Origin of the sequence: Gordonia sp. NPDC003585, assembly GCF_040610755.1 — a bacterium.
In the GTDB taxonomy this organism is placed as follows: domain Bacteria; phylum Actinomycetota; class Actinomycetes; order Mycobacteriales; family Mycobacteriaceae; genus Gordonia.
Genome location: NZ_JBEXMX010000051.1, coordinates 16,209 through 40,122, shown reverse-complemented (window position 1 = coordinate 40,122; position 23,914 = coordinate 16,209). Strand labels below are relative to the sequence as shown.

22 protein-coding genes are annotated in these 23,914 nt (G+C 66.9%); 4 read left to right on the top strand and 18 right to left on the bottom strand.

Going from position 1 to position 23,914, the window contains the following annotated elements:
• Nucleotides 1-188: 188 nt before the first annotated feature.
• The 7 genes from mutM to rsmD all read right to left on the bottom strand — a co-directional run bounded on the left by mutM (nucleotide 189) and on the right by rsmD (nucleotide 5,832).
• Nucleotides 189-1,097 (bottom strand): bifunctional DNA-formamidopyrimidine glycosylase/DNA-(apurinic or apyrimidinic site) lyase, encoded by a 909-nt coding sequence (gene mutM / locus ABZW74_RS15295; protein ID WP_355277240.1) that lies wholly within the window; start codon nucleotides 1,095-1,097, stop codon nucleotides 189-191.
• Nucleotides 1,098-1,121: 24 nt separating this feature from the next.
• Nucleotides 1,122-1,847 (bottom strand): ribonuclease III, encoded by a 726-nt coding sequence (rnc, locus tag ABZW74_RS15290; RefSeq protein ID WP_240859929.1) that lies wholly within the window; start codon nucleotides 1,845-1,847, stop codon nucleotides 1,122-1,124.
• A complete protein-coding gene (locus ABZW74_RS15285; RefSeq protein WP_355277238.1) occupies nucleotides 1,840-2,409 on the bottom strand; it encodes a DUF177 domain-containing protein in 570 nt (189 codons plus the stop codon). Before ABZW74_RS15285 ends, rnc begins: the two co-directional genes overlap by 8 nt.
• A 203-nt stretch (nucleotides 2,410-2,612) precedes the next feature.
• The gene (locus ABZW74_RS15280) at nucleotides 2,613-3,452 is read right to left on the bottom strand and encodes a DivIVA domain-containing protein (protein ID WP_240860053.1); all 840 of its coding nucleotides are present in this window, start codon (nucleotides 3,450-3,452) and stop codon (nucleotides 2,613-2,615) included.
• A 147-nt stretch (nucleotides 3,453-3,599) separates the two neighbouring features.
• On the bottom strand, nucleotides 3,600-4,103 hold the full coding sequence (gene coaD / locus ABZW74_RS15275; RefSeq protein WP_240859933.1) for a pantetheine-phosphate adenylyltransferase: 504 nt from the start codon (nucleotides 4,101-4,103) through the stop codon (nucleotides 3,600-3,602).
• Between the two features lie 87 nt (nucleotides 4,104-4,190).
• A complete protein-coding gene (locus tag ABZW74_RS15270) occupies nucleotides 4,191-5,288 on the bottom strand; it encodes a nitronate monooxygenase (protein ID WP_355277236.1) in 1,098 nt (365 codons plus the stop codon).
• Nucleotides 5,278-5,832 carry a 16S rRNA (guanine(966)-N(2))-methyltransferase RsmD gene (rsmD, locus tag ABZW74_RS15265; protein WP_355277233.1) on the bottom strand — a complete coding sequence of 185 codons (555 nt, stop codon included), beginning with the start codon at nucleotides 5,830-5,832 and terminating at the stop codon, nucleotides 5,278-5,280. The genes ABZW74_RS15270 and rsmD overlap by 11 nt, the downstream gene beginning before the upstream one ends.
• Nucleotides 5,833-6,037: 205 nt before the next feature.
• Between rsmD and ectA the strand changes: the two genes are divergently transcribed.
• From ectA to ABZW74_RS15245, 4 genes are all read left to right on the top strand, one after another.
• Nucleotides 6,038-6,565 (top strand): diaminobutyrate acetyltransferase, encoded by a 528-nt coding sequence (ectA, locus tag ABZW74_RS15260; RefSeq protein ID WP_240859940.1) that lies wholly within the window; start codon nucleotides 6,038-6,040, stop codon nucleotides 6,563-6,565.
• Nucleotides 6,566-6,693: 128 nt separating this feature from the next.
• Nucleotides 6,694-7,965, top strand: coding sequence for a diaminobutyrate--2-oxoglutarate transaminase (ectB, locus tag ABZW74_RS15255; RefSeq protein WP_240859942.1), 1,272 nt, complete (start codon nucleotides 6,694-6,696; stop codon nucleotides 7,963-7,965).
• Nucleotides 7,962-8,390 (top strand): ectoine synthase, encoded by a 429-nt coding sequence (locus tag ABZW74_RS15250; RefSeq protein ID WP_240859944.1) that lies wholly within the window; start codon nucleotides 7,962-7,964, stop codon nucleotides 8,388-8,390. Before ectB ends, ABZW74_RS15250 begins: the two co-directional genes overlap by 4 nt.
• 49 nt (nucleotides 8,391-8,439) lie before the next feature.
• Nucleotides 8,440-9,333, top strand: coding sequence for a Sir2 family NAD-dependent protein deacetylase (locus ABZW74_RS15245; RefSeq protein ID WP_355277229.1), 894 nt, complete (start codon nucleotides 8,440-8,442; stop codon nucleotides 9,331-9,333).
• A 709-nt stretch (nucleotides 9,334-10,042) separates the two neighbouring features.
• On the opposite strand, the gene proB is transcribed toward ABZW74_RS15245, so the two are convergent.
• From proB to ABZW74_RS15190, 11 genes are all read right to left on the bottom strand, one after another.
• On the bottom strand, nucleotides 10,043-11,158 hold the full coding sequence (gene proB, locus ABZW74_RS15240; RefSeq protein ID WP_240859948.1) for a glutamate 5-kinase: 1,116 nt from the start codon (nucleotides 11,156-11,158) through the stop codon (nucleotides 10,043-10,045).
• Complete coding sequence (gene obgE / locus ABZW74_RS15235; protein WP_240859951.1) at nucleotides 11,155-12,645, bottom strand: GTPase ObgE; 1,491 nt, start codon at nucleotides 12,643-12,645, stop codon at nucleotides 11,155-11,157. Before obgE ends, proB begins: the two co-directional genes overlap by 4 nt.
• Before the next feature lie 144 nt (nucleotides 12,646-12,789).
• Nucleotides 12,790-13,053 carry a 50S ribosomal protein L27 gene (rpmA, locus tag ABZW74_RS15230; RefSeq protein WP_240859953.1) on the bottom strand — a complete coding sequence of 88 codons (264 nt, stop codon included), beginning with the start codon at nucleotides 13,051-13,053 and terminating at the stop codon, nucleotides 12,790-12,792.
• Between the two features lie 26 nt (nucleotides 13,054-13,079).
• Nucleotides 13,080-13,391: a 50S ribosomal protein L21 gene (rplU, locus tag ABZW74_RS15225; RefSeq protein WP_012833869.1), complete on the bottom strand. Its 312-nt coding sequence runs from the start codon at nucleotides 13,389-13,391 to the stop codon at nucleotides 13,080-13,082.
• Between the two features lie 311 nt (nucleotides 13,392-13,702).
• Entirely contained in the window at nucleotides 13,703-17,071 is a 3,369-nt protein-coding gene (locus tag ABZW74_RS15220; RefSeq protein WP_355277224.1) for a translation initiation factor IF-2 N-terminal domain-containing protein, read from the bottom strand.
• 415 nt (nucleotides 17,072-17,486) lie between these two features.
• Complete coding sequence (ndk, locus tag ABZW74_RS15215; RefSeq protein ID WP_240859958.1) at nucleotides 17,487-17,903, bottom strand: nucleoside-diphosphate kinase; 417 nt, start codon at nucleotides 17,901-17,903, stop codon at nucleotides 17,487-17,489.
• Nucleotides 17,904-17,928: 25 nt separating this feature from the next.
• Nucleotides 17,929-18,345: a hypothetical protein gene (locus ABZW74_RS15210; protein ID WP_240860054.1), complete on the bottom strand. Its 417-nt coding sequence runs from the start codon at nucleotides 18,343-18,345 to the stop codon at nucleotides 17,929-17,931.
• A 242-nt stretch (nucleotides 18,346-18,587) separates the two neighbouring features.
• On the bottom strand, nucleotides 18,588-18,992 hold the full coding sequence (locus ABZW74_RS15205; RefSeq protein WP_355277220.1) for a DUF4233 domain-containing protein: 405 nt from the start codon (nucleotides 18,990-18,992) through the stop codon (nucleotides 18,588-18,590).
• Between the two features lie 13 nt (nucleotides 18,993-19,005).
• Nucleotides 19,006-20,520 (bottom strand): folylpolyglutamate synthase/dihydrofolate synthase family protein, encoded by a 1,515-nt coding sequence (locus tag ABZW74_RS15200; RefSeq protein ID WP_355277243.1) that lies wholly within the window; start codon nucleotides 20,518-20,520, stop codon nucleotides 19,006-19,008.
• 14 nt (nucleotides 20,521-20,534) lie between these two features.
• Nucleotides 20,535-23,186, bottom strand: a complete 2,652-nt coding sequence (locus ABZW74_RS15195) for a valine--tRNA ligase (protein ID WP_355277217.1) — start codon at nucleotides 23,184-23,186, stop codon at nucleotides 20,535-20,537.
• Between the two features lie 57 nt (nucleotides 23,187-23,243).
• Nucleotides 23,244-23,876: a molybdenum cofactor guanylyltransferase gene (locus tag ABZW74_RS15190; RefSeq protein WP_355277215.1), complete on the bottom strand. Its 633-nt coding sequence runs from the start codon at nucleotides 23,874-23,876 to the stop codon at nucleotides 23,244-23,246.
• Between the last annotated feature and the right edge of the window lie 38 nt (nucleotides 23,877-23,914).

The following is a 23,914-nucleotide window of genomic DNA, read 5'->3' as shown; positions in this document are numbered from 1 at the left end:
CGAGCCTACGGATTCCGCACCGCCGAAAACGCACTCGCCATGATCCTGCTCGCCTGCGGACCGGTCACCCTCGAACTCCCATACCACACCCACACTCACCCACATCCATGACAGAAGAGCCGATTTTTTTCGGCACGAAGCAAGCGTATTTGCGCAGGTCAGCGGGATTGGTCACCGAACTCTTCGATTCAGCGTCGCCGCTGGCAGTACGGGCAGAAGTGGCTCGAGCGGTTCATGAATGTCTCCCGCTGGATCGGGCGGCCGCACCGCGGGCACGGCTGCCCTTCGTGGCCATAGACATTCAGGTTTCGCGCGAAGTACCCGGACTGGCCGTTCACGTTGACGTAGAGCGCGTCGAAGGAGGTACCGCCGACCTCCAGCGCCTCCGCCATCACGTCAGACACCGCGGTGAGCAACTCGGTGAGCTTGGCGCGACTGATCCCGTCCGCGATCCGGCTGCCGTGCAACCTGGCCCGCCACAACGCTTCGTCGGCGTAGATGTTACCGACACCGGAGATCACCGTCTGGTCGAGCAGCACGCGCTTGATCTCGCTGTGCTTGGTGCGGATCACCGCGATCACCGCCGCCGGGTCGAATCGGTCGTCGAACGGGTCGCGGGCGATGTGCGCGATCGACTCAGGGATCGAATCATGCTGTCCGGCAGCATCTTCAGTGTGGCCGCCGGGAGCGAAGCGAGCGGGGCCAGTGTCGCCGACATAGTCGTCGACGTGCCAGCCGCCGAACGTGCGCTGGTCCACGAACCGAAGCTCGTTTCCGTCGTCGAGTGCGGCGCGGATACGCAGATGTGTGTGGTCTGGGGCACCGGCCCGAGCGATGAGCATCTGCCCGCTCATACCGAGGTGAACCACCACGGCCGCGCGGTCGTCTCCCCGGCCGACGTCGAGCCACATGTACTTGCCCCGACGTCGGACTCCGAGCACCTCGGCATCGCGCAGGCGTCCCGTGAGATCGAGATCGCCGGCGACATGGCGACGGGCCGCTCGCGGATGCAGAACCTCCGTCGTGCGCAGGCGACGTCCCACGAGATGTGCTTCCAGGCCACGACGAACAGTCTCGACCTCCGGCAGTTCAGGCATCGCGTCGCTGAGATGCGTCGCGGGTCACGACGCGGACGCTCGTTCCGTCAGCGCCTTCCACGCGCGTGCGGCGGCGCGTTGCTCGGCTTCTTTCTTGGTGCGCCCGATCCCGTCGCCCAGGTTCTCCCCCGCGATCATCGCGACCGCGGTGAACTCTTTGTTGTGGTCGGGACCGGTGGAGCTGATCTGATACTGCGGGGGTCCGTACCCGCGCTCGGCGCTCAGTTCTTGCAACGACGTCTTCCAGTCGAGTCCGGCGCCCAGCGTGCCCGCACGGTCGATGAGGTCGTCGAACAGGCGCAGGATCACCCGCTGCGAGGTGGCGAGGTCGTGTTCGAGGAACACCGCGCCGAATAGCGATTCCAGACCGTCGGCCAGGATCGAGTCCTTGTCGCGCCCGCCGGTGAGTTCCTCACCGCGGCCCAGGTAGAGGTGTTGTCCGAGACCGCCCTCACCGAGTCCTCGGGCCACGTCGGCCAGGGCGTGCATGTTGACCACGCTGGCCCGGATCTTGGCGAGTTCGCCCTCCGGGCGGTCGGGATAGCTGAGATAGAGACGCTCGGTGATCACCACTCCGAGCACGGAATCGCCGAGGAACTCGAGTCGCTCGTTGGTCGGCAGGCCGCCGTTCTCGTAAGCGTAGGAACGATGCGTCAGAGCCAGGGTCAGCAGATCGTCGGACACCGTGGTGTCCAGCGACGTCAGCAGATCCGCGTACCGCGATCCGTCGCCCGGCACGGCGTCAGTCACCGTCACTCCCCGAGCCGGGTGTGCTGTCGCCGACGTCCGGACCATCGCTGAGGTCGCCGAACTTGTCGGCCAATCCGGCCCATCGGGGATCGATGATCTCGTGTCCATGACCTGGTTCGGCGATGGCCAGGCGCACGCCGCACACCGGGCAGAGCCCGGGACAGTCGTCCGAGCACAGCGGCGACATCGGCAACTCCAGTGCGACCGCGTCGATGATGGATTGTTCGAGATCGATGTGGTCGTCGACGATCCGGTGGATGTCGTCGGCATCGGTGGTCTGCTCGGTTGCGCTGTCGGGATAGGCGAACAGTTCGGTCAGGAACACCGTCACCGTGCCGTCGAGCGGCTCGAGGCACCGAGCACACTGACCGACCGTCTCGCCGCACACCGTGCCGGTGACGAGCACCCCTTCGGTCACCGATTCCAGCCGGAGGTCGAGGTCGACCTCGGAATCGGCGGGAATGGCGACCATCTCGACCCCGATTCGGTCGGGCGTGGTCACTGTCCGATGGATCTCCGACATGGTGCCGGCTCGACGTCCGAGTGTCCGGACATCGAGCACGAACGGGCCCGGACGCGACCCCGGGCCGCCTGCACGCGATGTCTTCGAAGCGCCCGAGCCGGGCGTAGCCCCAGGTGTCACAGCGTAGCCCCAGGTGTCACAGCATGTTCAGCCACAGTTGCACGATACGCCCGGGTCCGGTGATTGATCGAACGGCCCGCGCGTGGTGTCGATGCACTCCCATGACACCACGCGCGCGAGGTTCAGACCGCGAGCGGCGATCCCTGCTCGCGGTCGTACCCGCGAGGCGCGCCCGACTCGCGTCCGGCGGTCTCCCGCCGTGCCGGCTGGTCGTCGACACTGCGTGGGTACTCGACGTAGTCGTGCATCCCGGCGCCGGTCCGGAGCTGGTGCCGACCGCGGTTGACCGAGCGCAGGGTGCCGGTCAGGATCTCCTCGAACTGGGCCAGCTTCTCGTCGACGTAGACGTCGCAGTCACCACGCAAACGGTCGATCTCGGCATGCGCCGCGTCGATGATGCGTTCGGCCTCCGACTTGGCGGCCGCGACCACCTCGGTCTCCGACACGAGGCGCTGCTGCTCCGCGATGCCGTCGGCGATCGACTTGTCATAGGTGTTGTTCGCCGAGTCGATCGTGCGCTGCGCCTCGGCGCGCGCCCGGCCGGTGACGGCCTCGAACTCGCGTGACGCACTCGTCGACATCCGACGCGCTTCCTCGGTGGCGTCCTCGACCAGCGACTTTCCATGAGCGCTGGCCTCGTCGACCATGCGGTCGGCTTGGGCCTTGGCGTCGGCGAGAATGCGGTCGGCCTCGGCGCGGGCGTGCGCCATCACCGCTTCGGACTCGGAGTCGGCCTTCGAGGTGACCGTCTCGGCGTGCTCACGGGCGTCGCCGATCAGCGTCTCCCGTTCGTCGAGGACGTCCTGCGCATCGTCGAGTTCACCCGGGATCGAGTCCTTGATGTCGTCGAGCAGTTCGAGTACGTCGCCGCGCGGGACGACGCAGCCCGCGGTCATCGGGACGCTTCGCGCTTCCTCGACAATTGCGACCAATTCGTCGAGAGCTTCAAAAACCCGGTACACAGCCACCCCAATCCGGCGCTTGCCATTGTTTCAGTCGGTGCTTCTGTGACTATTGTGCCGAATGTTGCAGTTGTGATTGGTGAAGCGGGAGGGGTGTGTCGTCTAGGGCGTGTCGCAATCCCACTGCGAGGGATTGGGGGACACGCCCTAAACCGCCTGTTGGCCCTCGATCCGGGCGGTCAGCGCGCGATGGATGCGCGGTGACAGGAACGGCTCGACGTCACCGCCGAGCTTGGCCACCTCTTTGACCAGCGAACTCGACACGTGGGCGAAGCGCGGATCGGTGAGGAGGAAGACGGTCTCGACGTCGGCCAGCTCGCGATTCATCTGGGCCATCGGCACCTCGTAGTCGAAGTCGACCGCCGACCGCAGGCCTTTGACGATGGTGTGGATCGACTCCTGACGCAGGTAGTCGACGAGTAGGCCGGTCCACCGATCGACCCGCACATTGGCCAGATCGGAGCAGTCGTCGCGGATCAGGTCGATGCGCTCGTCCACGCCGAAGAGCCCGTGTTTGTTCGGGTTGACCACCACCGTGATGACAACCTCGTCAAAGCACGCCGCGGCGCGCTCGACCACATACCGGTGGCCGCGGGTGAAGGGATCGAAGGAACCGGGGCACACTGCCGTGCGTCGTGACACATCCGTCATGAGGTCAAAGTACCGGCATCCCTATCGGTCGCCCGTGGAGGCGGGAGGAGTCGCCTGCTGGTTGAGTAGGCCGAGGCGCGTTCGGGCTCAGGTGCGCCGATCCGGATCGGCCATCTCGGCGCGCACACGGTCGACGATCGCCGCGGCCGAGCCGGTTCTCGCGCGTCGCCATCCGGTCCCGGCCCAGAGGTTCACGTCGTCGGCGACGCCCGCCGAGGCGGCGGCCGCGCGAATCGGTTTGGTCATGTAGTGGACCTGCGGATAGGCGGCCGGCGCGTCCGCGTTGTCTTCCGCGAACGACGTGGCCAGCGACCGTGCCGGCCGTCCCGAGAACGCCCGCGTGATCACGGTCTCGGGCTCGCCTGCTCGGTTGTGATCGGCGAGCGCAGTTCGATGCACAACGGAGGTGCCCGCCTCGTCGGCACGCAGAAACGCCGTACCCAGCTGGGCACCGATCGCGCCGGCGCCACGAACCGCCACGATGTCGGCGCCACTCATGAGGCCACCGGCAGCGATCACCGGAAGATACTGCGCTGCAGCCAGTTCCGCGACCAGGTCATGGCTCCCGAGCCCCGGCCCGCCCAACGGATCGCGTGGGTCGTCGGTCCAGATGCCTCGATGTCCGCCCGCCTCGATGCCCTGCGCGATCAACAGGTCGGCGCCCGAGGCGACCGCTGCATGTGCCTCGATCACACTCGTCACCGTGACGCCGACCGCCGCCCCAACCTCGCGGTGGATCCGCTCCACGAGATCGGGCCCCGGATCTCCAAACGTGACCGTGACCAGGGCGGGCCGATGGTCGGCCAGCACGGACACCTTGGCGGCGATGTCCTCGTCGAACCACCGGGGTTCACCGACCTCGACGCCATACCTGTCGGCATAACGGGCGAGTCGCCGCCGGTAGTTCGTCACGTCGGCCGCCAGCGGGTCGGACGCGTCCTCGAGCACGTCGCGACCGGGCAGGAACAGATTGACGCCGTATCGACCCTCCGTCGCCTCGTCGACCTCCTCGACGAGTGGAGCGAGCGCCGCAGCGGTCAGATAGCCCGCGGCCAGCATGCCCAGCCCGCCGGCCTCGGCGATTGCGCGCACCAGCGCAGGCGTGGTCGGGCCACCGGCCATCGGCGCGCACACGATCGGGACCTCGATGTCGAGCGCTCCGATGCGCATCGGTTCACCCGTCATGACGTGCGACCTCCACCCGGGTGTCCCCGTACTTCTTGTCGACGACGACCTCGAAGTCGTCTGGCCAGTCGAGGTCGACGGCGCGGGCCGATCGCTCGAGCACGACCAGGGCGCCCGCGGCGAGTCGGACCACCACGGCTTCCATATCGGCCCTCACGGTGCTGACGTCGACGTCGTAGGGCGGGTCGGCGAACACCAGGTCGAAGGCCCTGTCTGTCGGCCCGGCCAGGTAGGCACCGACCGAGCGGTTCACCACCGTGACGCTGTCCGCGACCCCGCAGGATCGTGCGTTGTCGGCGATGGTCGCGGCGGCCTTGCGGCCGGAATCGACCAGTGTCGCCGACGCCGCACCGCGCGAGATGGCCTCCAGCCCGAGCGCGCCCGAACCGGCGTAGAGGTCGAGGACGCGGGCTTCCGCCAGGTCACATCGGTGCTCGAGCATGTTGAAGACCGATTCGCGAACTCGATCCGAGGTCGGCCGGGTCCCCTCGTCGGGAACCTTCAGTCGTCGGCCTCGAAGACGCCCAGCGATGATCCTCGTCATTTCACCCATTCTGCATCGACCCACTTCTGCGCCCGCGCGGATGGCCTGAAGACGCCCCGATACCCGTCGCGCCGATCGGGGTGAACCACATCCACGTGACCCACTTCACATTCACCCGCTGAACAGGACGAAGCCGGGTCATCCGATGACCGATTTTTGCAGCTGCATGACTTCGACGACACGCATTGTTAACGTCGAACGGGTCATGAGCCCGTCCCAAACAAGAACGGCCCCAACAACTGCCCTCGCCGTCGACTTTCGTGCACCAACGGTCGACGACGGCACCCGACTCTGGGAAATCGCCTCGGACTCACAGGTTCTCGACGTCAACTCGAGTTATTCCTATGTCCTGTGGTGCCACGATTTCGCCGAGACCTCGATCGTCGCCGAAGTCGACGGTCGCACAGTCGGGTTCGTCACCGGCTACCGACGCCAGTCCGACCCCTCCACACTGATGGTGTGGCAGGTCGCGGTCGACGACGATTACCGCGGTCACGGCATCGCCGCAACGATGCTGCACCGCCTCTTCGACCGGACGTCGCGACGTGGAGTGGTCGCGCTGCACACCACGATCAGCCCCGACAATGCCGCATCGCAGCGACTGTTCGGATCGGTGGCGAGTGCGCGTGGACTTCGCTTCGAGCGGCGTGATCTGTTCGGCGCCAACGCCTTTCCGGATGCACACGAGCCCGAAGACCTCTACATGTTGGAACCGGAGATTCCCGAGCCCTGACCGGCCGATCCCCGTGGCAGATCTCGATCCGCGAGATCGGTTGCCTCGAAATACTTTTCACCGGCGCACCGGTTGTACCGCCATGCCCGGTTGTTCTTTCACCTATTCGACAAAGAAGGAAGCGTGACATGCAACTTCTCGAACAGACCGTTGACGACTCGGTGTTCACCCAGCACGAGTCCGAGGTCCGCAGTTATTGCCGCAACTGGCCCACCGTGTTCACCCGTGCCAGCGGGTCGTGGATCACCGACCAGGAAGGCCGCGAGTACCTCGACTTCTTCGCCGGCGCCGGTTCGCTGAACTACGGCCACAACCACCCGGAACTGAAGGCGGCGCTGCTCGACTACATCGCCGATGACGGGATCACCCATGGTCTCGACATGGCGACTGTCGCCAAGGGCAAGTTCATCGAGGCGTTCACCGACAAGATCCTGGCGCCGCGCGGATTGGACTACAAGATCCAGTTCCCCGGCCCCACCGGCACCAACGCCGTCGAGTCGGCACTCAAGTTGGCGCGCAAGGTAACCGGGCGCGAGTCGATCATCAGCTTCACCAACGCATTCCACGGGATGACCCTGGGATCGCTGTCGGTGACCGGTAATTCGATGAAGCGCGCAGGTGCGGGTGTGCCGCTGGTCCACGCCACCCCGATGCCGTTCGACAACTACTTCGGCGGCGTCGTCGAGGACTTTGCCTGGTTCGAGCGGGTGCTCGACGACTCGGGCAGCGGACTGAACCGTCCCGCAGCCGTGATCGTGGAGACCGTGCAGGGCGAGGGTGGCGTCAACGTCGCACGCATCGAGTGGCTGCAGGCGCTCGCCGACCTGTGCCGCCGCCGCGACATCCTGCTCATCGTCGACGACGTCCAGATGGGCTGCGGCCGTACCGGCGAGTTCTTCTCGTTCGAGGCCGCCGGGATCAAGCCCGACATCGTCACCCTGTCGAAGTCGATCAGCGGCTACGGTCTGCCGCTCGCGCTGACCCTGTTCCGCCCGGAGCTCGATGTGTGGACCCCGGGTGAACACAACGGCACCTTCCGCGGCAACAACCCCGCATTCGTCACCGCCACGAAGGCCATCGACCTCTTCTGGGGCGACGATGCCCTGTCGCGCGAGATCCACGCCAAGGGTGCCCGGATCGACGAGGTCTTCACCGGCCTGGCCAACACGTACGACGGCATCTCGACCCGCGGACGCGGCATGGTTCGCGGCCTCGTGTTCGACGAGGCGACCGCCGCCGGCAAGGTGTGCGCGTCGGCGTTCGGTTCCGGGTTGCTCGCCGAGACCTCCGGCCCGTCCGACGAGGTCGTGAAACTTCTTCCCCCGCTGACCATCTCGCGTGAGGACCTGGATCGCGGTCTGGGCATCCTCAGCGACGCCGTGAAGGAGGTGATCGGATGATCGTCCGAACCACAGCAGAGATCACCGGGACCGAGCGCGAGGTCGCCGATCCCAAGGGCAACTGGGTGTCCAAGCGCATCGTCCTCGGTGGCGATCACGTGGGATTCTCGTTCCACGAGACGACCATCAAGGCCGGTTCGGTCAACGAGTTCCACTACGCCAATCACATCGAGGCCGTGTGGCTCGTCGAAGGCGAGGGCACGCTCCTCGACCGCGAGACCGGCGAGACCTATCCCCTGGCCCCCGGATCGATGTATCTGCTGAACGGCCACGAGCGCCACACCGTCACCGCCGACACACAGATGCGGATGATGTGCGTGTTCAACCCGCCGGTCGTCGGCACCGAGGTGCACGACGAGAACGGCGTGTATCCGCTGGTCACCGTGCCCGCGCCGAGCGGTCGGCACGCCACGGAAAACGTCTGAGGGACGTAGCGATCTGACGCGCGTGCGCACCCTGCCTATCCTGGGCAGGGTGCGCACGCGTTTGCAGATCGGCTGGGAACCCGCCGCACCCACCCGTGCCGACGACGACCTCGACGCCCGTCTCGCCGAACTGCGACGCATCCTCGACGACAAGCGGTTCGTGGTCCTGACCGGTGCCGGCATCTCGACGGATTCCGGAATCCCCGACTACCGCAGCCCCGGAGCACCACGCCGCACTCCGATGACGCTGGAGATGTTCCTGTCGTCACCGGAGTTCCGACGCCACTATTGGGCGCGCAATCACCTCGGTTGGCGCCACATGGACGCCTCGGTACCGAATGCCGCCCACCTCGCGCTCACCGACCTCCAGCGGCAGGGCCGACTCACGACGGTCATCACCCAGAACGTCGACATGCTGCACACCAAGGCGGGCACCCGCGGTGTCCTCGAACTGCACGGGTGCTACGGCCGCGTGCGCTGCCTGTCATGCGATTGGCGCACCTCCCGGCATCGGTTGGCGGCGCACCTCGAAGCTCTCAACGCCGAGTTCGCGGAACGAATCGGTGGACGCGGCGCCATCGAGGTCGCACCCGACGCCGACGCGGTGATCGCCGACACCGCCGATTTCCACATGGTCGACTGCCCCGCGTGTGGTGGCATACTGAAGCCCGACATCGTCTACTTCGGTGAGAGTGTTGCCAAAGACCTTGTCCAACAGGCATTCACGCTGGTCGACGAGGCCGATGCCCTCCTCGTGGTCGGGTCGTCGCTGACCGTGATGAGCGGACTGCGCTTCGCACGTCATGCCTTCCGGACTCGCAAACCCGTGCTCATCGTGAACCGCGGTGCCACGCGAGCCGACGACATCGCGACCTTGAAGATCGACCACCTTGCCGCAACGGTGCTGCCCGCGCTCGCCGGTGGACCCACTCCCGTGGGCTAACTCGAAGAGTCTGGCTCCCAGCTCTGACCAGCATTTTCACGCTCGGCCCCACCTGCTGGTTGAGAGGGCCGAGGCGCTGGCCGAGGTCGTATCGAAACCTCAGAAGCCGAGAATGTCAGCGACCACCGGGTTGCGGACAAGGACATCTCACCGGGTTTCGAAACGCCCCGCTCTGGGGCTCGGCTACTCAACCAGCAGGGGTACCCGCAGATCAGAGAGCCGGTCGCCAACTCTTCGGATCAGCGATCCACCCGCCGCCTGCGGCGGCGATCGTGGAGGCGGGAAGAGGGCCGTGGAGCGCGGCGCGGCGACGATGATCCACAAATAGTAGGGGAAGAAACTCGTCCCCTATCCCTGGAGTCTTCCCCGCGAGTCTTCTCGCGGACGACTCGACAAGCAGGGGCAGAAAGTAGGGGAAGAACCTTCCCCTACTTTCAGTGGTCCGGTGGTGAGCCGCGAAACCCGCGGTGCGCGATCTCTCAGGTCGACGCCGGACGCGGCCGGAACGAAGCCCAGACCGCGCCTCCCAGCCAGGTCGCCGTGGTACTCGGCTCGAACTCTGGCCACACCCTGTGTCGAATCAGGTCAACCGGATGCTGCAGCACACAGATCTTCCAACACGACACAGGGTGTCCCTCGCACCTCCCGATCAAACGACGACAGGGTCGCATTTCCCCAGTTCAGGAGGCCGAGAGCAGTACTCTTCGAGTCAGACCGCCACCAGGTCGTCGGCATGGATGACGGGCCGACGCAGTTCCGCGGGGAGGTCGGCGGTGGAGCGGCCGACCATCTTCGCGATGTCGTCGGCGTTGTAGGCGGAGACGCCCCGCGCGCGAACCGCTCCGGCGAGATCGACGAGTTCCACCACGTCGCCGTCGTAGAAGCGCCCGCGTACCCCGACGACCCCGGCCGCCAGCAAGGAGCGCCGCCGGCGCGACACCGCCGCGACCGCCCCGTCGTCGAGCACGATCTGCCCCCGCGCGTCCGCGGCGTGGCGCACCCAGAACCGGCGCGCCGACAGACGTTCCGGGCGAGCTGCGAAGACCGTCCCCACCGACGCATCCGAAAGTGCTTGTCCCGCTTCGGCGGCGGCCGCCAGAAGCACCGGCACACCCGCATCCGCGGACAACCGCGCGGCAGCGAGTTTGGAAGCCATTCCCCCGGTTCCCAGCGCACCGCCCGAACCCGCGATCACGCCATCGAGATCCTCAGGACCGGCCACCTCGGCGATGAAGCGTGCGCGTTCACCCGTCGGCGACACCTTGCGCGGATCCCCGTCGTAGAGACCGTCCACGTCGGAGAGCAGGAACAAGGCATCGGCACCCGCGAGATGGGCAACCAGAGCGGCAAGCCGATCGTTGTCGCCGAAGCGAATCTCGTTGGTGGCCACCGTGTCGTTCTCGTTGACGACGGCCACGGCACCCAGCGACCGCAGACGATCGAGGGTGCGCTGGGCGTTGGCGTGATGCGCCCGGTTGGAAATGTCGTCGGCGGTCAACAGTACCTGGCCGACCGTCCTCTTGTACCGCGCGAACGAGGTACCCCATGCGTGTGCGAGGGCAAGTTGTCCGACGCTTGCCGCGGCCTGCTTGGTCGCCAGATCCGTCGGACGCTTCTTCAGCCCCAACGGGGCGATCCCGGCACCGATGGCGCCCGACGACACGACGATCACATCCGAGCCGGCCCGCATTCGGGCCTCGAGGGCATCGGCAAGGCGGTCAAGCCGGTCGGTGTCGAGTCCGGTACCGAGGTCGGTCAGCGCCGACGATCCGATTTTCACCACGACGCTGCGCGCATGCGCGATGGACTCGCGAACCTCGCTCACGTCAGCTGGTCGCCGTCGTGGGTGTCAAGAGAGTGGTCGTCGGAATCCTCATGCAGTCCTCGACGCAGACGGCGCGCCTGTTTGCGTTCGGCTGCTCCCACACGATCGGAGCGATCGAGTCGAATGTCGGTGCCGCGTCCGGTGATCGGGACATCGTCACCCATCGGGGTGCTGGGCTCCCAGTCGAAGGTGACCGCGCCGATGGTGACCGGCGCGCCGGGCTGAGCGCCCAGGCGCATGAGTTCGTCCTCGACGCCGAGCCGATTGAGACGATCCGCGAGATAGCCGACCGCTTCGTCGTTGTCGAATTGGGTTTGGGCGATCCACCGCTCGGGGCGGGTGCCACGCACGACGAATCCGCCGGGGGTCTCCGGGTCCTCTGTGACCGTGAACCCGGTCTCGTCGACCGCCTTGGGGCGGATGATCGGACGCCGCGCCACCTTCTCGGGTTGCGACTCCCGGTACTCGCGTACCATCCGCGCGAGCGCGAAGGTCAGTTCACGCAGACCCTGATGGGTGACCGCGGAGATCCGGAACACCGGCCAACCTCGCTGCGCCAGCTCGGGTTCCACGAGATCCGCGAGATCGGCGGCATCCGGCACGTCGACCTTGTTCAGGATCACCACACGCGGACGGTCGGCGAGCTCGCCGAGTCCGTGGTCGGCATCGAGCGCGGGCTGGTAGGCGGCCAGTTCGGCCTCCAGTGCGTCGATGTCGGAGATCGGGTCACGTCCCGGTTCGAGGGTCGCGCAATCCACCACGTGCGCGAGCACCGCGCAGCGTTCCAGATGGCGCAGGAACTCCAGTCCGAGGCCGCGTCCGGTCGAGGCGCCCGGGATGAGTCCGGGGACGTCCGCGATCGTGAACACGTCGCCGGCGGTCTGGACCACGCCGAGATTGGGGACCAGAGTCGTGAACGGGTAGTCGGCGATCTTCGGCTTTGCCGCCGACAACACCGAGACCAGCGACGACTTGCCCGCCGAAGGGAATCCCACCAGTCCGACGTCGGCGACGGACTTGAGTTCGAGGACGAGGTCCCGGTGTTGGCCCTCTTCACCGAGCAGAGCGAATCCCGGCGCCTTGCGCGCCTTGGACGCCAGTGCCGCGTTACCGAGACCACCGCGGCCGCCCTTGGCCGCATCGAAGCTCGTGCCCACTCCGACGAGGTCGGCGAGAATCGAACCGTCGGCTCCCAAGACCACGGTTCCGTCCGGCACGTTCAGGATGAGGTCGTCACCCGTCGCGCCGTCGCGGTTGTCGCCGGCTCCGGGTTTCCCGTTGCCCGCCTTCGCATGTGGGCGGAAATGGAAGTCCAGCAGCGTGTGCACCTGCGGATCGACCACCAGCCGCACCGACCCACCGTTGCCACCGTTGCCGCCGTCGGGACCACCGAGTGGCTTGAACTTCTCACGGTGTACCGAGGCACAACCGTGGCCACCGTTACCGGCCGCCACATGAATCGTGACGCGGTCGACGAACCGAGACATCGGCGGTTCCTTTCTACTTCGGAGGCTTTACTTCACGGGCGAGTCGGCGCGGAGGGTGGACGGTGGAGAACAGCAAACAGGGCGGGCGGGTTCTCGTGACCCAGCCCGCCCTGTTTTCAGGCGTGTTCTCGCGGCGCCGTCAGGTCAGGCCTGGACAGCTTCCGGGACGATGTTGACCGTCTTGCGGCCACGCTTGGTGCCGAACTCGACCGCACCGGCCTCGAGCGCGAACAGGGTGTCGTCGCCACCGCGACCGACGTTCACACCGGGGTGGAACTTGGTGCCGCGCTGGCGAACCAGGATCTCGCCCGCGCTCACCTGCTGGCCGCCGAAGCGCTTCACACCGAGCCGCTGGGCGTTGGAATCACGACCGTTGCGCGAACTGGACGCGCCCTTCTTGTGTGCCATGTGTCAGTCCTCCTGGATGAAGTCGTTTACTTGATGCCGGTGACCTTGAGGACCGTCAGCTTCTGACGATGACCCTGGCGCTTGTGGTAGCCGGTCTTGTTCTTGAACTTGTGGATGCGGATCTTGGGGCCCTTGACGTGCTCGACAACCTCACCGGTGACCGAGATCTTGGCCAGCTTGTCGGCATCGGTGGTCAGGGTCGACCCGTCGACGACCAACGCGACCGGCAGGCTCACGGTGCTGCCCGGCTCGCCGTCGATCTTCTCGACCTTCACAATGTCGCCCTCGGCGACCTTGTACTGCTTACCGCCGGTCTTGACGATCGCGTACGTTGCCATCGAAGTTCTTCCTCTAACTTGTCTCGTCGGGCCCGCCGCGCTGGGTTGGCGCCGGGGCATGATGTTGGTCGTGCCATGTTGTCGTGCTCGGTGTCCGTGCCGGCGCTGGCCGCAGAACACCCAGCCATGGCCGGGGATTCAGGCGGTTCACACCAGAATGCCTGCCGTCGGGGCTGCCAACCGTTCGGGGCTTTCGACCTGGGTCGATACACCCGCACAGCGCAGAACCTCCGCGGAGGCGACCTTGCAAGATTACGGGAACGTTGCCGGTCGGGTCAAACTCGCTCGACCAGGTGTGATCGGACCCTCGGTCATTGTTCTGCGGGCGGCGGTCCGGCGGGGCGTCCCGCCGTACGACGCCGCGGCCGTCGGCGCACCGCGACCACCGATTCCGTCCCGGCACCCGACGCCGGACCAAAGGTCGTGAGCGGTGCGGCCGCGGCATCCTGCGCCGTGATGACCACCGGTTCGGGTGCCGTTGTCGGCGACGCGGCGCGACGCACCACCCGGCGCCGTCGCTTCGGTGTGGCAGCAGCGTCGTCGGGATGATCAACCAGCGCGACGTCGGGCTCGCTCGAGGACTCCTCGGCGTCGGCGTCACCGACAGATTCATCGACCACAGCGTCGGGTTCGGCCACGACGGTCGCCTCGGTCGTCGGAGGTGAATCGGGTGCTTGGGTCGAGTCGTCCTGCGGTGTCGAGGTATCCACCTCGTCGGCCGCGCTCGTCGCCGCGTCGCCGTCGGTCGCCGCCTCGACATGCGTCGTGTCGTCGTCCTCGTCGTGCGCGTGTGCAGCCATCGCCCGGAACATCGGGTGCTCGGCCGGTTTGTGCGCCGGCTTGGCCTCCGGCGCCGCCTCGGTCTTCCGTTTGCCGCGGCGCGAACGCTTCGACCCGGCACCGTCGGTGCGATTGGTGTCCTCGGTGCGGACCTCGACCGGGTTGGCGTGCACGATGATGCCGCGCCCACAGCAGGTGGTGCAGGTGGTGGAGAAGGCCTCGAGCAGGCCGGTGCCAAGTCGCTTTCTCGTCATCTGAACGAGTCCGAGCGAGGTCACCTCGGACACCTGGTGCCGCGTCCGGTCACGCGCGAGCGCCTCGGTGAGGCGTCGAAGCACCAGGTCACGGTTGGATTCGAGGACCATGTCGATGAAGTCGACGATGATCATCCCGCCGATGTCGCGCAGCCTCATCTGCCGCACGATCTCCTCGGCGGCTTCCAGGTTGTTGCGGGTGACCGTCTCCTCGAGATTGCCTCCAGAGCCGGTGAACTTGCCGGTGTTGACGTCGACGACGGTCATCGCCTCGGTGTGCTCGATGATCAGCGTGCCGCCCGAGGGCAGCCACACCTTGCGGTCGAGCGCCTTGGCCAGTTGTTCGTCGATGCGATGCACGACAAAGGAATCCGGCGCGTCGGCGTGGGCCTTGTCGAACTTCTCGACGCGCTCCATGAGGTCGGGCGCCACCGAACTGACGTAGCCGTCGACGAGGCTCCACGCCTTGTCGCCTTCCACCACGAGCTTCTTGAAGTCCTCGTTGAACAGGTCGCGGACCACACGGACCAACAGGTCCGGCTCCTCGTAGAGTGCCTTCGGGTTGGACGCCCCCGAGCCCTTCTTCGCCCCGGCGACCGACTCGTCGATCGCCTTCCACTGCGCTTCCAGTCGGGCGATGTCGGCACCGAGATCCTCGGCGCTGACGCCTTCGGACGCGGTGCGGATGATCACGCCGGCGTCGTCGGGCACCAACTTGGCCAGAATCTGCTTGAGCCGCTTGCGTTCCACGTCCGGCAGCTTGCGACTGATACCGGTCGACGAGCCGCCGGGCACGTAGACCAGGTAGCGGCCGGCCAGCGAGATCTGGGTGGTCAGGCGTGCACCCTTGTGCCCGACCGGGTCCTTGGAGACCTGGACGAGCACATTGTCGCCGGGCTTGAGGGCCTGCTCGATCTTGCGCGAGCCACCGTCGAGCCCCGCGGCATCCCAGTTGACCTCACCGGCGTACAGGACGCCGTTGCGGCCACGCCCGATGTCGACGAACGCGGCCTCCATGCCCGGCAGCACGTTCTGCACGCGGCCGAGGTAGATGTTGCCGACCATCGACGACGAGGTCTCCGTGGTGACGAAATGTTCCACCAGGACGCCGTCCTCGAGGACCGCGACCTGCGTGTAGTCCTCGACCGGAGTGGCGTGCCCATGCCCGCCGTCGTCGCCCCCGCCGAGCGCGATGCGGCTGTTAGCGCTGCGCTCACGGACAACCATCACCCGGTCGACCGCCTCGCGGCGGGCCAAGAACTCCGATTCGGTCAGGATGGGCGGACGACGACGACCGGCGTCGCGCCCGTCGCGTCGGCGCTGACGCTTCGCCTCGAGTCGGGTGGATCCGGAGATCCCCTGCACCTCGTCCCGGGCCCGCTTGCTGCGCGGCTCCCGCTCGTGAACGACGGTGTTCGGCGGATCATCGGGCGAGGAGGACTCGTCGGAGTCGGCGCCCCCCTTGCGACGGCGACGCCGCCGGCGACGCCGGGTCGACGAACCCTCGGCGCCGTTGTCGGCGTCGGAATCAGTCGAGTCGCCCTCGTCGGCCGATGCCGCGCCATCCTCATCGGAGGTGTCTGCATCGCCGTCGGAGCCTTCGCCCTGGGCGTCGGAGGTCTTCTTCTTGGACTTCTTGCCCTTCTTGCCGGACGGCTTGCCCGACTTCTTGGCGCCCGATCCGTCGCCACCGCCGGCATCATCCTGCGATCCGGACGATGATTCCGAGCCATCAGCAGGCCCGGCGGTGTCGTTGTCGGTGGCACCGCTCACCGCGCCGTCGGAACCAGCGTCGTCGGAAGCTGCGCCGTCGGAACCAGCGTCGTCGGAAGCTGCGTCGTCGCCGCGGGTGTCATCGCTGCCCTGTTCGCCGCGTCCGCGACCACGGCCCCGACGCCCGCGGCGCCTGCGGCGACGGCTCGAGTCACCCGAACCCTCGTCGGAAGACGAGTCGTCATCGCTGTCGGCGGAATCCGACTGCGCTTTGTCGCCGGTGTCTTTGTCACTTGCGTCGGACGCGGCCGAAGCCTGGTCGGGTGCGTCGCGCTTGGGCGCCGGACTCGCGCCACGCTCGGGTGCCTGCGGCTGGAGGAACAGCGGCCCGGCAGCGACTGCTGCGCTTTCGTCCGCGATCGGCCGGTCGTATTGGCTCGATGCCGCCGAGCACAGAGTCGGCTGTGCCGTGGCCGGTTCCTCGACCTGGGCCTCGACCAGGGTCGTGTCCACCTCGGCGGGCGCGCTCCCGGCTTCGGTGGCGACTGCCGGGGCGGCCGCTTGGGTATCGGTCACCGGCGTGGCGGCCTCGGCGTCGGGTGCCGGCGTGGCGGCCTCGACGGTTGCTGTTTCCGCCTCGGGCGCCTCTGGGCCGGCCACATCGACCCCGCCGGCCACATCGACGGCGGCAAGCGACGAGGCATCAACCTCGACGTGGTGGCGCACACGGTCGGCGACGGCCTGCGCAACGTCGGGTTCGACGCTGGATTGTGCGCTTCGGATCTGCGCTCCGAGCTCGGCCAGGTGCGCAAGCACCTGACGGCTCGTCACGCCCAAGGCTCGGGCGAGCGCGTGCACACGAAGTCTGCTGGAAAATTGTTCCGCCGATCCGGACGCTGCGTTCGCGTCAGCCGGCGACCCGTTGTCGGTCACTCAGTCTCCTCGAACCCCCGGGCGCGTCGGGCTGACGCGGCCACGCGAGGGTCTGCTCTGTGTCCCGGCCCGCGGGCCGGTGTTGTGTGGTCTGCGCGTCGTCGGTGATCCGGGTTGGCGGACCGTCCTCTGACGCTCTTGCATGGCGATGACGGCGCCGCGCTGTCGTTCAGGCCGCCGACCGGCGTGTGATTGTGCCGGTCCGCGCCGATACCGGGCGCGTCATCGGTGTTGCCGTGGACAAAGTGTGTCGCCGACAACTGTGCAAGTATCCCACACCCCGATCCGATAGCCGCAAACTATGACCCTTTTTGGCGTTCGCAGTGATTGTCGGCCTCGCGACAACCGGTGCCGAATGGGAGAAAGCGAGTGCTGCAGCACTCGCTTTCTCCCATTCGACTCGAGTGCTGGGCGGTCAGCTACCGAGCTCGGGGAACCAGAGCGCGATCTCCCGCTCTGCGGACTCCGGCGAGTCGGACCCGTGGACCAGGTTGTTCTGGGTGGACAACGCGAAGTCACCGCGGATCGTGCCGGGCACCGCCTTCTCCACCGGGTCGGTTCCACCCGCGATCTGGCGGAACGCGGCCACCGCACGCGGGCCTTCGAGCACGGCGGCGACCAGCGGACCGGACGTGATGAACTCCAGCAACGACGGATAGAACGGTTTGCCCTCGTGCTCGGCGTAGTGGCCACGGGCCACCTCGTCGCTGACGGTCTTCAGTTCGAGCGCGACCAGCGACAATCCTTTGCGTTCGATACGGCTGACGATGTCGCCGACGAGCGCGCGGGCGACGCCGTCGGGCTTGATGAGGACGAGAGTTCGTTCGGTCACGATCACACCTTAGTGGTGTTGGGGATCAGGAACAGTACTGACCCGCGACGGGGAAGAATCCGTAGTTGAACAGGCTGCCGTCGCGCGAACGCGGGTCGACGACCACCTGCACGCAGCCGCCGGGTGATGCGAGCGCTCCCGCGAGGGCGAGGTCGAATTGCTTGGCCAAGGCCAGGTTCGCGGGCCGGTACTGCGCCGGTACGGGCAGCGATGCGACGGCCGCGGCGATCTTCATCCCGGCAGCCCGCTTGGTCACCTCGTGCGTCGCGATGTAGCTGTACTCACCTTGACCCACCGGGACCGGGGCATCGGCGGTGGGGATCACGATCTCCGGTGTGCTCGGTGCCGCATGCGCCGAGCCGGTCAGCGCCGAACTCATCAGGGCCGAACTCATCAGGGCCGAACTCGCCAGCGCCAACGCACAAACCGCCCCGCCGAGCATGGCCGGGACGCGCAGGCGCAGACGTCGGGTGGAATGGAGATCAGAGTGGTTGAGCTGCACGTAGTTCCTCACGTCCGGACGACATCTGTTGAAACCGAGGAACGCCACCCCCGACCACTACGGTCCGCCCCCGGCTCGCGTCATTCTCACAGGTATCCCCTGCCCAAGGGAACCCATGCCGATAACGTTCCCGCAACAGCTGTTGCAGCGGGCGGATACCGGCGGTCGCGATCTCAAACCGATCAGTCGTCGATGGGTTCCTGACCTGGCAGCAGACCCAACTCGATCCGACGTTCGACGTCGAGTTTGACGTAGCGGATGTACACCCAGACGCACAGGAACAGCACCCCCACGACGGCGATCGACCAGTGGAAGATGCCACCTGCGATCACCGCGAACTGCAGACCGAGGTCGATGGTCAGAGCGTTGCGTCGTCCCTGCATCCCGGCTGCGAGAATCAGCGCGACCGTCACCAACGCGAGGTAGGCGCCGGAAAACCACGTCAGGCCGCCGGCGATGCGCGCGACGATCGGGAACGTCAGGATCATCACGATGACCTCGAGGATCAGCGTTCCGGCCATCACCCCGCGCAGCCCTTTCCACGGATCGTTGGCCGGCGGGGTGAACCGTGTCGGCGCGTCGGTCATCGCGGTTCCTTGGTCATCGTGGTTCCTTCCCGAACAGCGTCCGTGCCGCGCCGGCCGTCACCACCGACCCGGTGATGACGACACCCGCACCGGAGACGGGTTCGCCGTCGACCTCCTCGGCCAGCGCGATCGCTGCCTCCACCGCGTCCGGCAGGAACGGCTTCACCTCGACCCGCTCCTCGCCGAAGATCTCGACGGCGTAGTCGGACAGGGTCGCGGTGTCCAGCGCGCGCGGCGACCCGTTGTTGGTCAGCACCACCATGTCGAAAACGGGTTCCAGAGCCTCCAACAGACCGCGCGCATCCTTGTCGCCGAGCACCCCGACGACCCCGATCACCCGACGGAAGTCGAACTCCTCGACGAGCGCCTGCGCGAGAGCCATTGCGCCGTGCGGGTTGTGGGCGGCATCGACGAATACCGTCGGCGCGCTGCGCAACCGTTCCAACCGTCCGGGTACCGCCACCGACGCGAATCCCTCGCGCACGGCCTCGATGTCGAGTTGGCGCTGCGCACCCGCGCCGAAGAACGCCTCCACGGCTGCCAGCGCCAGTGCGGCATTGCCCGCCTGGTGTGCTCCGTGCAACGGCAGGAAGACCTCGTCGTAGACGCCGCCGAGCCCGCGTAACGTCAGCATCTGCCCACCGACCGCGGTGATCGATTCCAGGACGGTGAATTCGCTGCCGGCCCGGGCCACCACGGTGCCCGCCTCGACGGTCGCCCGCAGCAGGACGTCGGTGACCTCCGGCTCCTGCGGGGCGAGCACCGTGATCGGGTCCACCGGGACGAGCGCATCGGGATCGGCTGCCTTGATGACTCCGGCCTTCTCCCCCGCGATCGCAGTCAGCGTGTCCCCGAGGTAGTCGGCATGATCCATCGCGATCGGCGTGATCACCGCGACCGCTGCGTCGATCACGTTGGTGGCATCCCACCGGCCGCCCATGCCCGTCTCGACCACTGCGACGTCGACCGGCGCCTCGGCGAACACCGCGTATGCCATCGCGGTGAGGACCTCGAACTTGCTCATCCGGGGGCCGCCCGCAGCCGTGGACGAATCGTCGACCATCGTGATGTAGGGCTCGAGCTCACGATAGGTGTCGATATAGGTGCGAGCGGCAATCGGCTTGCCGTCCAGCGAGATTCGCTCGGTCACCCGTTGCAGGTGCGGGCTGGTGATCCGGCCGGTCCGACGATGCAGCGCAACGAGCAGCGCGTCGATCATCCGGGTCACCGATGTCTTGCCGTTGGTACCCGCGATGTGAATGGCCGGGTACCCGTGTTGCGGCGAGCCGAGCAGGTCCATCAGAGTGCTGATGCGCGTCAGCGACGGCTCGATCTTGGTCTCGGGCCACCGAGTGTCGAGGTCGGCCTCCACCTCGGCGAGTTCGGCCAGATCTTCCGCCGAATCCTCCGTCGGCACGTCCGCGACCACCTGATCCTCGGCGTTTGCCGCCTCGTCGTCGAGAAGCGCCGAAAGGCCCAGCGGATCACCGCCGATGGCCGGATCTTCTTCCGGCCAACCGTCGTTCATTCCGTCCGAATCACTCACGCGCCACCCATACTCGCCAGCTTGGCGCCGATGCGCTCCACTTCCTCGCCGGCCACGCGCTGCCGTTCGCGGATCTTGTCGACGACGTGGTCGGGCGCCTTCGACAGAAACTGGTCGTTGCCCAGTTTGGCTGTCGTGGAAGACAATTCCTTCTCCGCGGCGGCGAGGTCCTTGTTGAGGCGCTTGCGTTCGGCCGCCACGTCGACGGTTCCGGTGGTGTCGATCTCGACGGTCACCGTGGCACGACTCAGCCGCACCTCGAGCGTTGCGGTCGCCGCGAATCCCTCGGCCTCAGGATCGAGCCGGGCCAGCGATCGGACGTAGGGCAGCGTGGCGTCGAGTCCGGCGGTGTCGAGTGCGTCGAATCGTGCGGCGACACGCTGACCCGGTCGCAGTCCCTGGTCGCTGCGGAAGCGGCGGACCTCGGTGATGAGCTTCTGCAGGTCGTCGATCAATCCGGCCGCCTCGGCATCCGGCGTCGCGCCGGACGGTTCCGGCCACGACGCGATCACCAGCGACTCGCCACCGGTGAGGGCCTTCCACAGCACCTCGGTCACGAAGGGCATCACCGGCGACAGCGCCCGCAGCAGTGGATCGAGCACTGCGCCGAGAACCAAAGACGTGGTGCGAGAACGGCCTTCATCTTCCGAGAACTGCACCTTGGCCAGCTCGAGATACCAGTCGCACACCTCGTCCCAGGCGAAGTGATAGAGCGCCTCGCAGGCCTTGGAGAACTCGTAGGATTCGAACCCGGCATCTACCTCCGCCAGTACTTCGTCCAGGCGGCCCAGAATCCACCGATCGGCGACGGTCAGTTCGTCGGCCGCCGGGAGTTCACCCACCGCGGCACCGTTCATCAGGGCAAACTTGGTCGCGTTGAACAGCTTGGTAGCGAAGTTCCGGGACGACGACGCGTGGTCCTCGCCCACCGAGATGTCGCTGCCCGGGTTGGCTCCGCGGGCCAGGGTGAACCGCAGCGCATCCGCTCCGAAGCGCTCCACCCAGTCGAGCGGATCGATGCCGTTACCCTTCGATTTCGACATCTTCCGGCCATGCTCGTCACGAACCAGACCGTGCAGGAACAGATTTCGGAACGGAACCGCTGCTTGCGGGCCGAAGTCCCGACCGACGTAGGTGCCGAACATCATCATCCGGGCCACCCAGAAGAACAGGATGTCGTAGCCGGTGACCAAGACCGAGGTCGGATAGAACTTCGCCAGGTCGGCGGTTTCGTCGGGCCAGCCGAGCGTCGAGAACGGCCACAGCCCCGACGAGAACCAGGTGTCGAGGACGTCGGTCTCCTGCACGTAGCCCTCGGGTGCCTGCTCGTCGGGTCCCACACAGACGATGTCGCCCTCGGGTCCGTACCAGATCGGGATGCGGTGGCCCCACCACAACTGCCGCGAGATGCACCAGTCGTGCATGTTGTCGACCCAGGCGAACCAGCGCGGTTCCATAGAGGTCGGGTGGATCACGGTGTCACCGGCGCGCACGGCGTCACCCGCCGCCTTGGCGAGGGTATCCACCTTGACCCACCACTGCATCGAGAGACGCGGTTCGATGGGCTCACCGGTGCGTTCGGAATGCCCGACGCTGTGCAGATACGGTCGGACCTCCTTGACGATCCGTCCCTGCGCAGCAAGCGTCTCGCGGATCTTGACCCGCGCCTCGAACCGGTCCATACCGTCGAATTCGGTTGCGGTACCGGCGATTCGCGCGGACTCGTCCATGATCGTCGGCATCGGCAGGTCATGGCGCTGCCCGATCGCGAAGTCGTTGGGATCGTGCGCGGGGGTGATCTTGACTGCGCCGCTGCCGAATTCGGGATCCACGTAGTCGTCGGCGATGACCGGAATGCGGCGGTCGACGAAGGGGTGCTCGAGTTCGGTGCCGATCAGATGCGCGTACCGCTCGTCGTCGGGGTGCACGGCGATCGCCGTGTCACCGAGCATCGTCTCCAACCGCGTGGTCGCGACCACGATGTGCGGCTGCGCATCGTCGAGTGAGCCGTAACGGAAGCTGACGAGTTCGCCCTCGACGTCGGCGTAGGACACCTCGATGTCGCTGACCGCAGTCTTGAGTACCGGTGACCAGTTGACCAGGCGCTCGGCCTGATAGATCAGCCCGTCCTCGTACATCTTCTTGAAGACCGTGTGAACCGCCCGGGAAAGGCCGTCGTCCATCGTGAAGCGCTCACGACTCCAGTCGACGCCGTCACCGAGACGACGCATCTGCTCGCCGATGTTGCCGCCGATCTCGGCCTTCTCTGCCCACACCCGCTCGATGAAGGCTTCCCGGCCCAGATCGTCGCGAGTCTTGCCCTCCTGCGCCAACTTGCGTTCGACCATGGTCTGCATGGCGATCGCCGCATGGTCCATGCCCGGCAGCCAAAGCACTTCGTAGCCCTGCATCCGGCGGCGGCGCGACAGCGCATCCATCAGGACATGCTCGTAGGCATGCCCCATGTGCAGCGAACCGTTGACATTGGGCGGTGGGATGACGATGGAGAAGGGCGGCTTGTCGGTGTCCGCGTCGGCGGTGAAATAGCCGGCATCCAGCCACTCCTGGTACAGCCGGGACTCGTGCTCGGCGGGATCCCAGGACTTCGGCAGTTCGGACGTCGGGTCGGGTGCGCTCACGCAGGCCATTCTATTGGGCTGCGCGCATCGCCCCTGCGGGAGGTTATCCCCGTCATCGAGCGACCCTCAGACGCGCAGGCGGTGCAGATCCTCGGGGGCATTCACGTTGACCAGCCAGTCCGGCTCGGAGACCGAGATGCGGTAGGTGGTCAGCGCGTCGAGCGCCGCGGTCATCCGCCGCTCACCGGTGGCGACCACGTCGGCAATCACCCCGGCGGCATCGGTGCGGTAGATGCCGGCCATCGGATGGTCTCGCTGGTTGTCGTGGGCGATGACCGCCTGTGCCGACGGTGTGACGCCGGTGAGCAGTTCGTCGATGAGTTCCGCCGAGATCAGCGGCATGTCGGTCGCACAGACGAAGGCCAGTTCGGCTCCTCCGGCGGCTGCGGCGGACAATCCCGCGACCAGGCCGCCAAGCGGGCCTGCGCCCGGCTCCTCGTCGGTGATCCACTGCGCCTCGGGCCCGCCGGTGCCGAACAGACCCTGATACGCCGAGGATTCCTCGGTCGCCACCACCAGAATCGGCTCGCACCGCTCGGCGGCGACCCGCACGATGCGCGCCAGCATCGGCTCGCCGTCCCAGTCGAGTGCCGCCTTGTCCTGACCCATGCGCCGCGACCGTCCGCCTGCGAGGACGATGCCGGCCAGTCGTCCGTCCGACGCTTCGGTTCGGGGTGCGTTGTGTTCCGTGTCTCCCATGCACCCAGTGTGTGGCAACGATCGCCTTTTGGGGTGCA

What these genes read in the sequence shown, in the direction of transcription:
- mutM (WP_355277240.1), bottom strand. Translation starts at nt 1,097, where the DNA reads ATGCCTGAACTGCCGGAGGTCGAGACTGTTCGTCGTGGCCTGGAAGCA.
- coaD (WP_240859933.1), bottom strand. Translation starts at nt 4,103, where the DNA reads ATGACGGATGTGTCACGACGCACGGCAGTGTGCCCCGGTTCCTTCGAT.
- ABZW74_RS15270 (WP_355277236.1), bottom strand. Translation starts at nt 5,288, where the DNA reads ATGACGGGTGAACCGATGCGCATCGGAGCGCTCGACATCGAGGTCCCG.
- rsmD (WP_355277233.1), bottom strand. Translation starts at nt 5,832, where the DNA reads ATGACGAGGATCATCGCTGGGCGTCTTCGAGGCCGACGACTGAAGGTT.
- ectA (WP_240859940.1), top strand. Translation starts at nt 6,038, where the DNA reads ATGAGCCCGTCCCAAACAAGAACGGCCCCAACAACTGCCCTCGCCGTC.
- ectB (WP_240859942.1), top strand. Translation starts at nt 6,694, where the DNA reads ATGCAACTTCTCGAACAGACCGTTGACGACTCGGTGTTCACCCAGCAC.
- ABZW74_RS15250 (WP_240859944.1), top strand. Translation starts at nt 7,962, where the DNA reads ATGATCGTCCGAACCACAGCAGAGATCACCGGGACCGAGCGCGAGGTC.
- obgE (WP_240859951.1), bottom strand. Translation starts at nt 12,645, where the DNA reads ATGTCTCGGTTCGTCGACCGCGTCACGATTCATGTGGCGGCCGGTAAC.
- rpmA (WP_240859953.1), bottom strand. Translation starts at nt 13,053, where the DNA reads ATGGCACACAAGAAGGGCGCGTCCAGTTCGCGCAACGGTCGTGATTCC.
- rplU (WP_012833869.1), bottom strand. Translation starts at nt 13,391, where the DNA reads ATGGCAACGTACGCGATCGTCAAGACCGGCGGTAAGCAGTACAAGGTC.
- ABZW74_RS15210 (WP_240860054.1), bottom strand. Translation starts at nt 18,345, where the DNA reads ATGCTCGGCGGGGCGGTTTGTGCGTTGGCGCTGGCGAGTTCGGCCCTG.
- ABZW74_RS15205 (WP_355277220.1), bottom strand. Translation starts at nt 18,992, where the DNA reads ATGACCGACGCGCCGACACGGTTCACCCCGCCGGCCAACGATCCGTGG.
- ABZW74_RS15200 (WP_355277243.1), bottom strand. Translation starts at nt 20,520, where the DNA reads ATGAACGACGGTTGGCCGGAAGAAGATCCGGCCATCGGCGGTGATCCG.
- ABZW74_RS15195 (WP_355277217.1), bottom strand. Translation starts at nt 23,186, where the DNA reads ATGGCCTGCGTGAGCGCACCCGACCCGACGTCCGAACTGCCGAAGTCC.
- ABZW74_RS15190 (WP_355277215.1), bottom strand. Translation starts at nt 23,876, where the DNA reads ATGGGAGACACGGAACACAACGCACCCCGAACCGAAGCGTCGGACGGA.